20 protein-coding genes are annotated in these 12932 nt (G+C 61.7%); all 20 read right to left on the bottom strand.

The features are described from left to right. Positions 1-24 precede the first annotated feature (24 nt). Positions 25-1110 carry a hypothetical protein gene (locus BV95_RS00875; RefSeq protein ID WP_013846875.1) on the bottom strand — a complete coding sequence of 362 codons (1086 nt, stop codon included), beginning with the start codon at positions 1108-1110 and terminating at the stop codon, positions 25-27. A gap of 194 nt (positions 1111-1304) precedes the next feature. Next, complete coding sequence (locus BV95_RS00870) at positions 1305-1706, bottom strand: hypothetical protein (protein ID WP_030538185.1); 402 nt, start codon at positions 1704-1706, stop codon at positions 1305-1307. Between the two features lie 51 nt (positions 1707-1757). After that, on the bottom strand, positions 1758-2057 hold the full coding sequence (locus tag BV95_RS00865; protein WP_013846876.1) for a hypothetical protein: 300 nt from the start codon (positions 2055-2057) through the stop codon (positions 1758-1760). A gap of 321 nt (positions 2058-2378) precedes the next feature. After that, complete coding sequence (locus BV95_RS00860; RefSeq protein WP_013846877.1) at positions 2379-2801, bottom strand: putative toxin-antitoxin system toxin component, PIN family; 423 nt, start codon at positions 2799-2801, stop codon at positions 2379-2381. Then, positions 2791-3042, bottom strand: a complete 252-nt coding sequence (locus tag BV95_RS00855) for a type II toxin-antitoxin system prevent-host-death family antitoxin (RefSeq protein ID WP_013846878.1) — start codon at positions 3040-3042, stop codon at positions 2791-2793. Before BV95_RS00855 ends, BV95_RS00860 begins: the two co-directional genes overlap by 11 nt. A gap of 205 nt (positions 3043-3247) precedes the next feature. Then, a complete protein-coding gene (locus tag BV95_RS22580; protein WP_119034652.1) occupies positions 3248-3772 on the bottom strand; it encodes a hypothetical protein in 525 nt (174 codons plus the stop codon). 122 nt (positions 3773-3894) lie between these two features. Next, positions 3895-4443 (bottom strand): hypothetical protein, encoded by a 549-nt coding sequence (locus BV95_RS00845; RefSeq protein ID WP_013846880.1) that lies wholly within the window; start codon positions 4441-4443, stop codon positions 3895-3897. Continuing rightward, positions 4440-4634: a hypothetical protein gene (locus BV95_RS23365; protein WP_013846881.1), complete on the bottom strand. Its 195-nt coding sequence runs from the start codon at positions 4632-4634 to the stop codon at positions 4440-4442. Before BV95_RS23365 ends, BV95_RS00845 begins: the two co-directional genes overlap by 4 nt. 28 nt (positions 4635-4662) lie before the next feature. Then, positions 4663-4851, bottom strand: coding sequence for a hypothetical protein (locus BV95_RS00840; protein ID WP_013846882.1), 189 nt, complete (start codon positions 4849-4851; stop codon positions 4663-4665). A gap of 67 nt (positions 4852-4918) precedes the next feature. Continuing rightward, positions 4919-5119: a hypothetical protein gene (locus BV95_RS00835; RefSeq protein ID WP_013846883.1), complete on the bottom strand. Its 201-nt coding sequence runs from the start codon at positions 5117-5119 to the stop codon at positions 4919-4921. After that, complete coding sequence (locus BV95_RS00830; protein WP_013846884.1) at positions 5116-5544, bottom strand: hypothetical protein; 429 nt, start codon at positions 5542-5544, stop codon at positions 5116-5118. Before BV95_RS00830 ends, BV95_RS00835 begins: the two co-directional genes overlap by 4 nt. Positions 5545-5628: 84 nt before the next feature. Continuing rightward, positions 5629-6099 carry a hypothetical protein gene (locus BV95_RS00825; RefSeq protein WP_013846885.1) on the bottom strand — a complete coding sequence of 157 codons (471 nt, stop codon included), beginning with the start codon at positions 6097-6099 and terminating at the stop codon, positions 5629-5631. A 2-nt stretch (positions 6100-6101) separates the two neighbouring features. After that, complete coding sequence (locus tag BV95_RS22575; protein ID WP_013846886.1) at positions 6102-6638, bottom strand: hypothetical protein; 537 nt, start codon at positions 6636-6638, stop codon at positions 6102-6104. Positions 6639-6681: 43 nt separating this feature from the next. Continuing rightward, entirely contained in the window at positions 6682-7272 is a 591-nt protein-coding gene (locus tag BV95_RS00815) for a DUF1419 domain-containing protein (RefSeq protein WP_013846887.1), read from the bottom strand. 74 nt (positions 7273-7346) lie between these two features. After that, positions 7347-8876, bottom strand: coding sequence for an ATP-binding protein (locus BV95_RS00810; protein ID WP_232037381.1), 1530 nt, complete (start codon positions 8874-8876; stop codon positions 7347-7349). Positions 8877-9195: 319 nt separating this feature from the next. Beyond that, positions 9196-9636 (bottom strand): hypothetical protein, encoded by a 441-nt coding sequence (locus BV95_RS00805; RefSeq protein WP_013846889.1) that lies wholly within the window; start codon positions 9634-9636, stop codon positions 9196-9198. 2 nt (positions 9637-9638) lie between these two features. Next, positions 9639-10157 (bottom strand): hypothetical protein, encoded by a 519-nt coding sequence (locus BV95_RS24210; RefSeq protein ID WP_013846890.1) that lies wholly within the window; start codon positions 10155-10157, stop codon positions 9639-9641. Continuing rightward, positions 10154-11635 (bottom strand): DUF3560 domain-containing protein, encoded by a 1482-nt coding sequence (locus tag BV95_RS00795; RefSeq protein WP_013846891.1) that lies wholly within the window; start codon positions 11633-11635, stop codon positions 10154-10156. Before BV95_RS00795 ends, BV95_RS24210 begins: the two co-directional genes overlap by 4 nt. 131 nt (positions 11636-11766) lie before the next feature. Beyond that, positions 11767-11961, bottom strand: coding sequence for a hypothetical protein (locus BV95_RS00790; protein WP_013846892.1), 195 nt, complete (start codon positions 11959-11961; stop codon positions 11767-11769). Between the two features lie 167 nt (positions 11962-12128). Then, positions 12129-12890: a hypothetical protein gene (locus BV95_RS24205; protein ID WP_013846893.1), complete on the bottom strand. Its 762-nt coding sequence runs from the start codon at positions 12888-12890 to the stop codon at positions 12129-12131. Positions 12891-12932 lie beyond the last annotated feature (42 nt).

Genomic DNA, 12932 nt, shown 5'->3' with positions numbered 1-12932 from the left:
TGAGCGGGCCGATATGGGGCCGGGTTAGCCCAACCCGGTCACCAGCGCATGGGCATCGGCTTCGCAGGCCGCCGCTCCAAGCCAGACGGAACTGCCATCGCGGCGTCCGGCATAGAGTCCGAAGAACTGCGGCGCGACACCCACCGTTTCGGCGGACATGCGGGCGCGCGAGTCCTGCACCAGGCCGACGATATCGACGTGGCCATTCCAGTCGACAGGCAGGGGCAGCAAGGGACTGAATGCCTGGTTCTTCGAGAGCCCCTCGGACCATTCGGGATGATGATCGTCGAGAAAGGCGGCCACGATGCGGAATGCGCCGCTGTGGTCATTATGGATCGCCTCCAGCAGCGGAGGCATCGCGAGCAGCTCGTCCATCATGCTCCGCACATAGATTTTGAAGACAGGATCCTGCCGCCGGCTTCGTTTGGCGGTAGCGAGTGCCGTCTGGAGTTCGAAGAGTTGGGCGCGGGCGTGTGCGAGCGGCGTTCCGGTTGTCAGGTCGGGTTGATCGAAGATGTTCCCGAAGCGCCCGCCCGTCGGTGCCGTGCAGGTCTGTTCGAAGATCGTTACCGACAGCGCGTCCCAGCCCGCGGTCGATATGGCTTCCGGATTGGTATAGAAGTCGGGTTCCATGCCGGACAATTGATCGAGGGCATCGACCCTTATCCGGGCATTGGCGATCCGACACGAACCTGCTTTGATATCCTTTTCAAGCGCGATCTGGAGTTCGATTGCGGGAAGCGCGATACGCCGCGGACCATTGGCGGGGTCATGAGGAAAAAGGCCACGCCTTTCGATCAGCTGGTCGATCTGCGATGCGTCGCGTTCATCGGAGCGTTCCTCGAACATGTCGGCGGCAAGGGTATGCCAGACGGAAAGCGTGAATGTGTCGAACGGAACGATCTGGCGCGCGGCCATGCAGTCGTCCTCGCTTTCCATATATTCGACCCAGAGATCCCCTTCACCAAGGGCGTCGTTTTCAGGGTCATAGGCAAGCCTGCGCGCAACCATCAGCTCGTTGCTGGACAGCGCGACAAGATCGGCGGACGGCTGGGAGGAAGTGTCGACGGCGGGTTCGGTCGCGGGACCGGATGGCTGATGGATGGGCATGGGTTGTTCCTTATGGAGATCGGAGGATCCATGATGGCCCCTCGCCCATCACCTCCTTCCTCCTCTTCTGCGGTCCAGACCCGCTAGAAAATGCGTCTGGCGGCAAGCTCGTCCGACAGGCGCATGGCGGGTTTCCCAAAGTGTGGTTGCTGTGCGTGATCTCGCTCATCGTATCGAACGGGTGGAAGGACAATCTACAGGTCCGACCGGCGCCAGACATTCTTGGCGCTATCGGCGTGAAAGGCTGCGAGGCCCTGTCCATCCAGTTCGGCCTCGACGCAGCAGGCAAGATCGCCGGTCTCGCCGATGCCGGGCCGCTCATAGACATAGAGGTCGAACAGTGCCGTGCCGTTGGCGAGCGTATGACGCTCACGGATGCGCGACCAGGGATGTGTCGTGTGCAGATCGGTATCTTCCCAGTCGGGATCGTCGGTGATCGCACGAATGTTGAGGCCAGCGGCGCCGGTGGCGAGGTTGACGCGTTCGGCAATCTCGATTGCGAAGCGACGGGCGGAACTATGCCGCCGTGCAATCTGTTCGGCGGTCGAACGAAGCTGGCGGATATCATTGGCCGTCAGCCGGACGGTGGCTTGCATGTCGAAGCTCCTTCAGTTCGCGGGGATGTCCCAGCGCATTGCTGCTCGTCCCTATCGGTCGGGAAGCGTGATCGTGACGCCTGCGAGGAAACCGCTTTCGTCGACGGCCACGCCTTCGGGCAGCGCACCCATGCGGAGGAAGTTCGCGATGCCATTCTCTTTCAGGGCGCGCGTCACCATGGCGAGGAACAGGTCGCTGTTCGCATAGGCTCCGAATTTTCGTGAGCGGCGAAAGGCGTTCATATCGCAGAGGTGGCGCGCGATGCTGGGGATCTTGATCCGGCGATACGCGATGGTGTCGTCCGTGTAATAGATCGTCACGATTTTCGCCCGGAACTGGATGGTGAGCATAAGAACCTCGCAAGAAATGGCGGGATTGCGTCCAACGATGGACCGTCAGCGATCAGGAAACGCCGGCGTTGAACCGCTCGAGCCAGCTTCCGATGGTCGGGAGTTGATCGGGCGGCAGCCTCGCCACGACGTCGAGGAAGCCGATGAGATCGGTGGACGCTTAGGCAACGATATGATCGAACTCGTCGGGATCGAGCAGGCGCCGGTCGCAGATGAACTTCGTCATCGAGCCGGGCCGCACCTCCCATTCGCGAAGACTTTGCGTCGAGGAGTGCCAGAGTCATTCGCAGCTGCGCTAGCGTGGCGCCGCCCGGGTCAGACCTATGCGGAAATCCGCTTCAGCATGTCCGCCGGCGTCAGGATCGTAATCGCTGGCAATCCCTGAATGTCCAGCAAATCCCTGTCGCCACTCACAAGCCAACGGGCCGATCCGGCAATGGCGGCGCGGATGAACATATCATCATCCGGATCTCGGCTGCTGACCGGAAGAGCATCGTCATTCAGTTCCACCCAGTCGGCGATTGCACTGAAATCGTGTAGAATCTGATTTCGACGCTCGATGGTCAGATATCTGTCGAATTTCGGACGCCAAAGACGGGAACGAAATTCCTCGAAAGTGGCCTCGGCGAAGATCAGCCGGGCATGGGCGATCACCCAGAGCGTCACCCTTGCGGGGGTCGAATCTGCTGAAAGCGCGGCGCTGATGAGGACATTCGTATCGATAACGAACCTGTCACCCTTCATCGGACAGCAGACGCTCCAGTTCGCTATCGGTAAGGCCCTTCTTCGCGGCCTCGTTGGCGGTTTCGCGTAGCGTGCTGGCGAGCCTGTCCGCGTAGAACGCCCGCATGGCTGCATAGTCTTCCGGGGAAACCATCACACCCACAACCCGATTGCGGCGGGTTACGCGCACCGGCTCGCGCTGTACGCGGTCGATAAGTTCGCCGAAGCGGGTCTTGGCTTCGTTGGCGGTGATGGTCTGCATAGCTGCCTCCATTCGACCGAATTGATCGAATCGTTCGATTCACTATCTAAGAAGGAGAAGCCTGTCTTTCAAGCGGTCTGTGCGCCGGCGCTTGCGCGCGCGCCGTGCATGACGGCGCTACCAGCAGTCCGAAAAATCGGGAGCCAGCTGATAGGCGCTGTCCCTACCCGCGACGGCAATATGTCGATGTCAGAAGAGGGCATGATCACACTCCATCGCTATGGATAGATGACGCCAAAAACGCCATCCGTTCCGCATCGCTGGCGAGGGTGACGAAACGGTCTTCAGGGCGAAGATAGACGACGACATACCGCCCGCGCTCGCATAGTCGCCGGATGTTGGCGCGACTGCCCTGACTCGCTCCGTCCCATATGACGAATCCGACACCGGCGAGGCGGCACATTTCCCGATCTTTTGCGCTATGGAAGGCGCGCGTGCCCGCAGGAGCATCTGCTCGGATCTGCCGGACCGGCCATATGCCGATATTGTGCCGGGGGACGGAACCTCCGCAGAAGATCGTGACGTGACGCACACCGCAATCGGCAAGAAATCGTTGGACGGCCGCATCCGCGCCAGGGGCGTCGCCGATCACGACGGGTAACTCCTTGTCGATGACGGCGCCGAGCCGCTTCATTACGCTGGCCGGAAGCTGTCGGATGGAGAGCGATCCGGAGATGAATATGGGCGGCGTGGATACGCGATGGTATGTGGCAGAATCGCTGGCGGTCATGGCAAGCTCCCAGGGAAGTTCACCGCCAGCCCCTCCTACTCCCCTCCTTGCGGGCCCTTTCGCAATGGCCGATCCTGTGGTCCCCTCCGAGGGCGCGCGCATATCTTGCCGGCGCGATCCCGTCATTCTCGATGTTGCGCGATGATCCGTCGGGCGAGCACCTCGATTTCCTGACGATCGGCGGTTTGCGTGCAATCGCCCGGATAGACGATGAGATCGTCCGCCGCCGCGCTGCCCTTGCTGATGTATATCCGCCAGACATTCCGGCGAATTTCTGCCTGCTCACGCGCTTCGGTCAGAGGATTTAACAGGTCCGCCCACTGGCGCCGGTCGGGGTCATCGGAGAGATCGGTCCAGTCACTCAACATCCCCCAAACGGTATAGCCGTCGATCTGGGCATGATGCTCGCGCGTTGCACGCCGCTCGGCCTCGCGTTTCGGTGCGTCGCGTCTTGCCTTGGCCTCCGCCTGTTTCCAGCGGACCGACGACAGACCCTGTTCGAGGCCCTGGATGACGCCGGCCGCCACGGCTTCCTGTCGCTTGGGCACGATATAAGAGTGGTGCGCGGCCGCAATCTGTTCAGCGCCGTATCGCGCGAGCGCAAGCAATGCCTGCAGTTCGGTCTTGCTGAGAGTGACCCGAAGGCCGCTCGCCATCGCGTGCGTTTTCATGGGCGGCGTTCCTTGTGCCAGGGTTTGAGGCCCGCGAGCGGGAGCTTGTATTCCCGCGCGGTGTGATGACGCTCCTCGGAAAAGAAGCCCCAATGGCCGGTCGATGAATATCGCAGGAAGAAGAGCTTCTCGTTTTCCTCGGTCCTGATCCACATACCCGGCTCGATCGGGTATCGATCGGCAGCGTTCATTGGCGCCTCCTCGACGATAGGATTTGTCTCAGGCGACGTGCAGAACGAGATTTTCGTCCCTCGCCGGCCGGGTCTCCGTGACGCGGAACGGCTGGAGCGGGCTGCCGGTGCGGATGACATACTGGTTGCGGCCGGTGGCGCTGCGGCGCTGAATCGCGCAGGCATATGCGTGCTCGGCGCTCGCCAAACGCTCGCGAAGGGGAGAGAGTTGGGCCATGATATCCTCCATGATGTTGAGGTGAGGCAGCTTTGCTGCCCGGTAGGCAGGCATAGCCGATGCGGGATCAGCCTTGTCGGGACGGGCCTTCCTGATCGTCGGAGGCAACCGGGCGACCGATGCTGTCGATCACGATGCGAGCCGATTTCTCCCAACCGGCCTGATCGAGGATATCGGCGGCTTCCATCCTGGCAGCATCGAGTTCGCTCTGGGTAGAAACGAGCGCTACTCGCCTGAGCGCGCTAAGCGCCAAGTGCATCTCGATCATGGGGAGACCGCCTCCACGGCGATGCGGAAGGCGGAATGATCGTCCAGAACGAGGTAGATTTGCGTGCCCATTTCGATCTCGCAGATCGCGAGGCTGTCGATATTGGCGCTGGTTCCGTAAACTTCCGAGATCACATGCCGCGGGCGGTCATTGGCACAATCGCCGCCCTCGTCACACTTTTGGGCATGGGTTTCCAGCAGCTCGGAGATCAGAGCAGCAATCGTGCTGGAGCGGGTCGGATTGTCGCTGCCGCTGTCGGTCCTGTCGATTACCTCGCGCAGAATCGGCGTCAGCGCGTCATTGATCTGGAAAAGCAGATCCGACCTTTCACTATCGCGAAGACCGTCCAGCACAGTGTCGGGAATGAGGTCGTTGACCGCATGGGTAGCGTCATCGACCAGCGCGTCGAATTGATCGTCGTTCATCGAAAATCTCCTTCGCGGGCGCGACCGGACGCGGCGCACGAGGTGTCCGGTGCTATGTCGGGGATGGACGGATTGTTGGCGGCCTCAGAGCCGCTTCATCATCCTGGCCCGGACGCTCTCGATCCATTGCGCCGGGTTGCTATGGTGGTCGAGGCACTCCTGCGATCGCGCGAATACCCTCTCGGTATCCGGCTCGATCATATCGAGCGCGTCGCCATATTCGGGGTGATGCGCGCCTTTAGGCTCGGCGCTTATGATCCCAGGCTCGCCGCGATCTGCGATGAAGAGCGGATATCGGTTTTCCAACAGCACAAGCGTAACCTCGACCGAGCTATCCTCGATCTGGAGGCAGGGCGGGCTTTCACCCGGATCGAAGATCATGCGAATGCATTCCCCGATGTCGGGATCGTCCTCGGTCCCGTACATCTCCTCGAAGTCGCCCTGATCGGCTGTGCCGTTCTGCTCCTCGTAGGTCCCGTATGCGTGCTGCCAGAGCTCCTTGGCGTCGAACACCTCGACATGGAGGGTGACGCGTGCGTTGATGCGTTCCGCCATGATCATGCTCCTGCCCGCAAGGTTTGCAGCGTCTCCTTCATGAGCCACCGGGTCGAGCCGCCGAATATCTCGGTATCGGTGACGACATAGTAGCCGCCTCCGAAACCGTCAGCGATGTCCTTGTCGGCCACCTCCGCCCATTGAAAGCCGAACGGCAGCGCGGATTTGCAGACTTTCTGGATCAGCGATGCGAGGGCCGGAACGTCGGCTTCATGGCCGCTGATGAACGCGAACTGTGTCTTGGCCTCCGGGTCGCCTTGAATGATGAGATCGGCATCGAACTCGGGAAAGCCCGGATCCGACCAGAGATCGAGAAAGTCCGCGAAAGGATCTTCCTCCTCCGGTTTGTTCGGGAAGGTGTTCCTGAATCCCTCGCTAAGCGACGCGTAATAGGTCTTCACCGCTTGCATCCCGTTAGACGAGAGTTCGGCGAAGTCGCTGGACAGTTGGGTCGATACGGCGAAGCATTCCTTGAGCAGGATTGCTTCCTGCGGCATCAGCGGAATGGCGAACGCCGTTTGCAGATAGTGATTGGCCATCTTTCAGCTCCTGGATGGAAAGGATGGAACAGCACCCGGCAGGCTAGATCGCCGGCCCGGACGGCAGCCGGTGGTCGATCTCATCATCGGTAAGGCGTTCGAGCAGTTTCAAAGCGGAACCGCCGTCCGGTTCACAAATGACGATCGTGCGTTTGCCCCGGTCTTCCGGGGGCCACGCATCGGGATCGGCCTCGCCTGCAAGACCACGAAAATCAGCGTGCGTGCGCGACCAGATCAGTTCGAGCTTCTGCTCGCGGTTCATGCCCCGAGCGGCGGCTGTCTCATGGGCTATGATTGCCGCCCGCATCGCGTCGGGGCTATGGCGATCTCCAAGATTGCAATAACCGGTAAACCAGCGCTTGCGTCCGATCGTGATGGCGAAGAAGACCGAACCGACGAAACCGGCCTTGAGTTCAGACCAGGCGAACATCCCGGCGCGCATGAAGAGCGGCGGCAGTTCCCCGAGCATGGATTCGTAGGATTCGAGTTCAATCTCGAACCATGTATTCTCAAATGCCTTCCCCGAAATGCGATCCTCGAACGGGCAATCGGGAACGCGGTTGAACAGTTCGAACATCTGCTCGCGCGTCGCGACGCCGTCGAAAATCTTCCTGAATGGCAGAGCCTGGGTCATGGGACGATTCCTCATGGACATGGCGTGCCGCGGCGCGCGTGATGACGCGCCGGGCAGGCCGGAAAGAGAATGGGTTATTCGGCGGCGCTGAGAGCGGCCTCGTCGTCATTGTCCGCGAAGCTGGCCTCGACCAGATAATTGACAGCCTGCATCCGGATTGCCCGATCCTTGGGGATCAGCCAGGCGACATGCTCGCGGATCGCCTCGCGGACTCGTTCGAGGACCGCGGCATCTTCGCCGAGCAGCAACATGTTCGCGGTAAAGCGCGCCTGCATGTCGAATGCCGCCTGCTGGGTATGATAGCTGTCGGCATCACAATCGTCGACGTGGTAGAAGCAGGCGGCTTCGAGCAGCCAGGCGAGTTCGCTGGGTGTGATCGTACAGTCGGCGCTGAGCAGGATGGCGACGTTCTCCAATTCGGTCGAGCAGTCATCGGGAACGATCAGCACATCCGCAGGCAGCGAGAGGATTTCGGCAGGTTCCTCGGAAACGGCTGACGCCTGCATGGCGATTTCGAGTTCGATCGCGTCGACGCGCCCGGAGACCAGGACCTGCGACAGCTGCGTATCAGCCGCATAGTCGAAGACGTCGCCCTCGCCCCGGTCGACCCGGAAGGACCATCCGAGCACGCGCGGAAGTTGATCATACCAGGCGTATCCCGCGAAATCGTCGACGGGCTCGACCGGGGTCGCGCCGTGCAATTGTCCCGACGCGAGGGCGCGCGCGGCGCACTGCTCGATATGGGCCTGGTCGGTCGGCATCAGGATCATCGGTTCACCCGCCACCCGCTCGCCGAACATGGTGCTATCCGCTTCCGCGGTGCGCGGCGTCCAGGCCGAGAGCCAGGGCGCGGCTTCAGGGAGGAACACGCCGAGCGCCTTGGCCCGCAGCCAATGGGCATGGGACAGCCGATGGTGACCCTTGTGGGCGATAGTGCGGAAGATCGCCGCCTCGCAGGCCTCGTGCAACGCCTCGAGCGCGGGCCCCTGCACCATTTCCTTGCGTGCAGGTAGCACGAGTTGCAGGTGGCCTGCATCTATGATGTCGACCTTGGCATACCAGCCAGGATCTCCATCCCCGTCATGGATATGCGGCAGCCGGCAAGGCACCGTGAGACCATGGAAGTTGATCCGCGCCAATTCGCGTGGAACATGAATGGTGTCGCTGTAGATGCCGATGTTGCACCCGTTCCATTTCTCGACGCGCGCCGCACCGGCGAGGAAGCTTTCGTGGGGTTGCCTCTTGCCGTCGAGCCAGACCGGCACCGGGCAGAAGCGCGCGGCGTCCTTCACTGCCTGCTCGAGTGCGTTCACCCAGTCTTCGGCCATGTCGACCTCGATCTCGGTGCCCTTGTCGATGGCCGTCGGCGCAAGATCGAGCGGCATGCCGCTTTCCCAGGCGTCGGGGGTGATGGTCACCTGCCAGGCCGCGTCCAGTTCGGCCGCGTGGGAACGGACCGTGACATGGCGCCCCGCAAGGCTGAATACGCCCATGCCCGCTGGATCTTCGGATCGGGCGATCTTCTCATCCCAACCGGAGTCGCCCAGCGTCAGGAACTTGACCGGATCGGCGATGCCGCACCCGTCGTCACGAATACGCAGCACAGGCCCCCGATCGCTCTCGATCCGGGAAATATCGATCCGGGTGGCGCCAGCCCGGCGTGCGTTCTGGATGGCCTCGATGAGACACGCAGAGACCGATCCGTCAAAAAACCTTGTGATCCTTGTCAGCAGGGAATCTCCGACCGTGGTTTGGATAGTGGTGGGGAAAGTCATGTGAGTCTCCGGAAATGCAGCGATCTCATCGTCGCTCCCACATCCCGCCCCCTCCCCTTCATGGCGCAATTGCGCGGTCGAGACGCGGGAAGTCGACGGAATCCTGCGATCGAGGAATGGGCGAAAATGGGATCGGCTGACCGGGCAGTCAGGCGGCGATGCGCCGATAGACGGACTCTCCGTTGGAGAAGCTGCCCAGACGGACAAGCGTCGCGAACCGCTGCTCGAATTTTGGCCCGATCCGGTCGAACCATTGTTCTGCCAGCCCTTCCCGGCCGGCGTCGATGTCGTTCCGCAAAACCACCCAGTATGCGATGCAGCCACAATATTCCGAAATGCCGAAGCGGGCATAGCCGTTCATGGCGACAATCCGGTCTTCACGGTCGATCCAGCCGTCATGGGACCATGCCGAAGGATAGAGTGCGAGCACCTGCTCTCGAAAATCCGCGACGATGAAGTCCCAATCGTCCTGTGCGGCAAGTTCATCGAAATGGCGGGTGTCAGGATCGTCATCGTCCTCGATCCAGCCCGCGTCCCACTGTGCGAACGCGACATGCGCTCCGCTGGGATAGGATACCGAGCGCCCCATGATCAGTTCCCCTCGTCGGCAGACGGCCGCCATGCGGGCGGCTGGGCGGTGACTGGTTCGTCGGTCGGAGCACGATCGGGATCTTTCGGCACGGGTTCCGGCCTGATCGTGGGATGAGCAGGATCGGACCAGTCGATATGATCGATGATCCAGCCTGGCACGTAATCCCAATCGAAAGACAGATCGTAACTGTCGGCAACCACGCTCCACGCCGCCTCGACCGCGCTGGTCCAACCCACGACTGTCAACCGCAGGTCAGCTGTGCCGACCGCATTGCAGGTTCCGCAGATGGCCAGCGCCAAGGCGATGGCGCCCGGGTCTGAACTGGGATGATCGCGCAATGTCAGCACAGCCTCCCAGAGGCAGGCAGCGGTCTCAAGAGCGGATTCGACACTGGCCGTCGGCATGACGCGGCGTTGGGTTTCCGCAGCGGGCACGATCTCAGCCTGTGCGAAAACGCTGCGCGGCTGGACCGCAATCCGTGATGGCTCTGCGGGCCGGGAAGAGACGCCGGTTTTCATGCTGCGGCCTCCTCGGCCGCGGCATGGCGGGCATCGGCTTCCAGAGCGTCGAGGTCGATCGGCAACGGCTTGCCCGGTTTGTCGGTGATGACGACGACGGCGTCCGGCTGGTACATTTGGAGGCCGAGCCCAGCGATACGGATGCGGGCGACAGGCTCGCCGGACCGCACGCGCTCATGCCCCTGCCATTTCATTCGCACGGGGCGACCGTCGGCAGCTATCTCCACCGTTTTGAACACGTCATAGTCGCCCTTTGAATTAGCCGAATAAAAGGCCTGCTCCGTCTCACGGACTTCGTTGGGCTTGGCAGCACTTTGCTTGCCCTTGCGGGCTGCGATCATGCGCAGGTTCCATATCTCCTGAAGTTGTTCGGCCTGCTCGCGCGATGGATTGATCAGCGGTACTGTGCCCGGCTTACCCGCCCGGCGAGCCTTTCTCTCCGGCACGGTGTAGCCGCAAGCCTGCATCAGGTCGCGCCAGTCATCCTGGTTCAGTTCAAGAGAGGATGCCGACGCGATATGCGCCGGAAGCGGAACCGGGCTTTCGAGCCGGAAACGGCCCGCAGCGATCACGGTGCATTTGGGGCTTTCGGCGCCATGCTCGCGGGCAAAGGCCTGGATGATGACCGGGGTGAACTCGCCATCATAGCGAGGCACATCGCCCAGCATGGAACGCTCGAACGCGAGCCGGTGCAGGATGTGCTCGATCCAGCGGCGGCGGTTGGGGCCATTGACGGTGACCATTGCCCCGTCGATGCACTGTTGCCGTGCGTCGCCGGGCGCGATCTCGCCCTTGTCGACCTTGTAGTAGAGATCATAGCCCGACCAGAGTTCACGGGAATCCCTGTTGCGGAGCGCGTCGCGGATCTGTTCGTCGGTCGTGATTTCGTCCCAGATCGCCAGTGCCGTATGGGCTCTATTGATGCCGCGCTGAAAGTCTCGCAGCTCTGCCAGCAAAGTCTTGATCCGGTTGGCGCGGACGCGCGGGTCATTCTTCCTGCTGGCGTAATGCTCGGCGCTGCTGGCGCGGCCGAGCCAGTAGCCTGCCGCTTTTTCCGCCTTTACGGACGCCGTCATGGCCGAGTGCATGCGTTCCTGGGTCTTGCGCGCCCCACGTTCGCTATGATGGCCGACCAGGATCGGCTGGCCCATATAGAAGGCCTGCGACAGTTCGTCTGCGCGGCGTGCGAAGGCGTTGGATTGCGCATGGCGCTTGTCTGCAAGATCTTCGAGCCGTTCAGCTTTCATCGCGGCGCGCTCGGCCAGGGTCATCTCTTCCGCCTCGATCTCGCCAGCCAGTTTGATGGCCAGGTCCTCGCGTTGCGGAGTCCACCTGGGAGCGACGAAAAGCTCCTGCTTCGGAGCCCATTTGAATCCGGCCTCCTTGACCTGTGCATAGGTTTCCGCATCGAGGCGCGATGACGCGTAAATGCGGATCTTGTTGTCCTCTGGACTATAGGTTGCGGTAAAGCTGATCATCGATCGTCCTTTCGAGGGCCCCGCGGTCATCAGATTTCGGGGCGAAGCGGTGCATCTGTGTTCCCCGGAATCATGAAGCCCGGCGCGATGGCCGGGCTTCATGGAAAACAAGGAATGTCGGTGTCGGGGAGCTATTCGCGCAGGTCTCCGGCGGCGAGATCGCCAATCCAGGAGGCCCCCTCCTCGAAATCGGCGTCGTCATCTTCGACCAGGGCGGCGAGCGCGACAGCGCCCGTGCGGCCGAGCTGACCGAGACGCTGAATGGCGGCATAGGCAACCGGAGCGAGCTGCTCTGCGGTTGCGGTATCGATATCGGAAGTGGTCATGCAGAAATTCTCCAGATTGTAGAGGGCTGCGGTCGGAAACGACCCGCAAGGGGTCATGCGATCCGGCGCGTCCGACCAGTCGCACCAGGATTTCTAGGTGGCCGGCTCAACCGCCATTTCAGGCGAATTCGACGCCGACCTCATTCACCGCGGGTTTCCGCTAACGCTCATGGCAGGCATTCCGCCGTCATCTGCTTCGTGGCTCGGTGGTCCGCAGCATTGGCTGCATCGAGGCGGGCTATCCATTCCGGATCAATGCAGGCGCCCTCAACTGCCCAACAGCTGACGGATGCGGAGACGGGATCGCCATTGTCCTGTGGGACCATGAGGAGGCCGTCGGGATCGGCGCCCTCGACATCGTAATCGACAATGCGCACCGTGATCGGCCGGTCGGCGACGACACCCTGAACAAGACCGCCATCAAGCGTGATGACGATATTGGCTTCGAGAGGGAGCTGCTCGGCGCCATTGATCCGCATGCAAAGATCCTCGATCTCGTCCGGGTTCAGTGGTTCGTGTCGGCCGAGATTGCTGGCAATGTCAGGATCGGACCCACAGTGGCGTCGCTGGTGGTCGCGCAACGCGGCAAGCACGGTCGAGAGTTGCCGATCGTTAAGTGCGAGAACCGATATCCCCTGGAGTTCGGCCTTTTCGATCCACACATTGAAGCCTGCGGTTTCGGCGAGATCATCGGGGTCTATGTCGGCAATTTCGATGCTCTGTGCGGTGAGGTGGCGGAATTGCACGCCGACCAGCCCCAATTGCCAGCTGCTCGTATCGACTGGCGGCAAGCCCTCGGCATCGAGGTCGGCGCGGAGCTGGTTCACCATATCGGTCGCGGCGATCTGTGCTTCGTGTTCGCTGGCGTGATAGCTCGCGATCTTCGACGGTGCTGAGAAGTGCGTTCCGTTGGCGACGAAAATATCCATGTCGAATTCTCCGGGTAATGTGGATGCGGGATCGGTGCGCGC

It is taken from the genome of Sphingobium chlorophenolicum (assembly GCF_000722875.1).
GTDB classification, from domain to species: Bacteria; Pseudomonadota; Alphaproteobacteria; order Sphingomonadales; family Sphingomonadaceae; genus Sphingobium; species Sphingobium chlorophenolicum.
The sequence above is the reverse complement of the archived record's forward strand: the minus strand, read 5'-3'. Positions and strand labels throughout refer to the sequence as shown.

Excerpts from the sequence above, each read along its gene's own strand:
- BV95_RS00875 (WP_013846875.1), bottom strand. The coding sequence starts at position 1,110 with ATGCCCATCCATCAGCCATCCGGTCCCGCGACCGAACCCGCCGTCGAC.
- BV95_RS00870 (WP_030538185.1), bottom strand. The coding sequence starts at position 1,706 with ATGCAAGCCACCGTCCGGCTGACGGCCAATGATATCCGCCAGCTTCGT.
- BV95_RS00865 (WP_013846876.1), bottom strand. The coding sequence starts at position 2,057 with ATGCTCACCATCCAGTTCCGGGCGAAAATCGTGACGATCTATTACACG.
- BV95_RS00860 (WP_013846877.1), bottom strand. The coding sequence starts at position 2,801 with ATGAAGGGTGACAGGTTCGTTATCGATACGAATGTCCTCATCAGCGCC.
- BV95_RS00855 (WP_013846878.1), bottom strand. The coding sequence starts at position 3,042 with ATGCAGACCATCACCGCCAACGAAGCCAAGACCCGCTTCGGCGAACTT.
- BV95_RS22580 (WP_119034652.1), bottom strand. The coding sequence starts at position 3,772 with ATGACCGCCAGCGATTCTGCCACATACCATCGCGTATCCACGCCGCCC.
- BV95_RS00845 (WP_013846880.1), bottom strand. The coding sequence starts at position 4,443 with ATGAAAACGCACGCGATGGCGAGCGGCCTTCGGGTCACTCTCAGCAAG.
- BV95_RS23365 (WP_013846881.1), bottom strand. The coding sequence starts at position 4,634 with ATGAACGCTGCCGATCGATACCCGATCGAGCCGGGTATGTGGATCAGG.
- BV95_RS00840 (WP_013846882.1), bottom strand. The coding sequence starts at position 4,851 with ATGGCCCAACTCTCTCCCCTTCGCGAGCGTTTGGCGAGCGCCGAGCAC.
- BV95_RS00835 (WP_013846883.1), bottom strand. The coding sequence starts at position 5,119 with ATGATCGAGATGCACTTGGCGCTTAGCGCGCTCAGGCGAGTAGCGCTC.
- BV95_RS00830 (WP_013846884.1), bottom strand. The coding sequence starts at position 5,544 with ATGAACGACGATCAATTCGACGCGCTGGTCGATGACGCTACCCATGCG.
- BV95_RS00825 (WP_013846885.1), bottom strand. The coding sequence starts at position 6,099 with ATGGCGGAACGCATCAACGCACGCGTCACCCTCCATGTCGAGGTGTTC.
- BV95_RS22575 (WP_013846886.1), bottom strand. The coding sequence starts at position 6,638 with ATGGCCAATCACTATCTGCAAACGGCGTTCGCCATTCCGCTGATGCCG.
- BV95_RS00815 (WP_013846887.1), bottom strand. The coding sequence starts at position 7,272 with ATGACCCAGGCTCTGCCATTCAGGAAGATTTTCGACGGCGTCGCGACG.
- BV95_RS00805 (WP_013846889.1), bottom strand. The coding sequence starts at position 9,636 with ATGGGGCGCTCGGTATCCTATCCCAGCGGAGCGCATGTCGCGTTCGCA.
- BV95_RS24210 (WP_013846890.1), bottom strand. The coding sequence starts at position 10,157 with ATGAAAACCGGCGTCTCTTCCCGGCCCGCAGAGCCATCACGGATTGCG.
- BV95_RS00795 (WP_013846891.1), bottom strand. The coding sequence starts at position 11,635 with ATGATCAGCTTTACCGCAACCTATAGTCCAGAGGACAACAAGATCCGC.
- BV95_RS00790 (WP_013846892.1), bottom strand. The coding sequence starts at position 11,961 with ATGACCACTTCCGATATCGATACCGCAACCGCAGAGCAGCTCGCTCCG.
- BV95_RS24205 (WP_013846893.1), bottom strand. The coding sequence starts at position 12,890 with ATGGATATTTTCGTCGCCAACGGAACGCACTTCTCAGCACCGTCGAAG.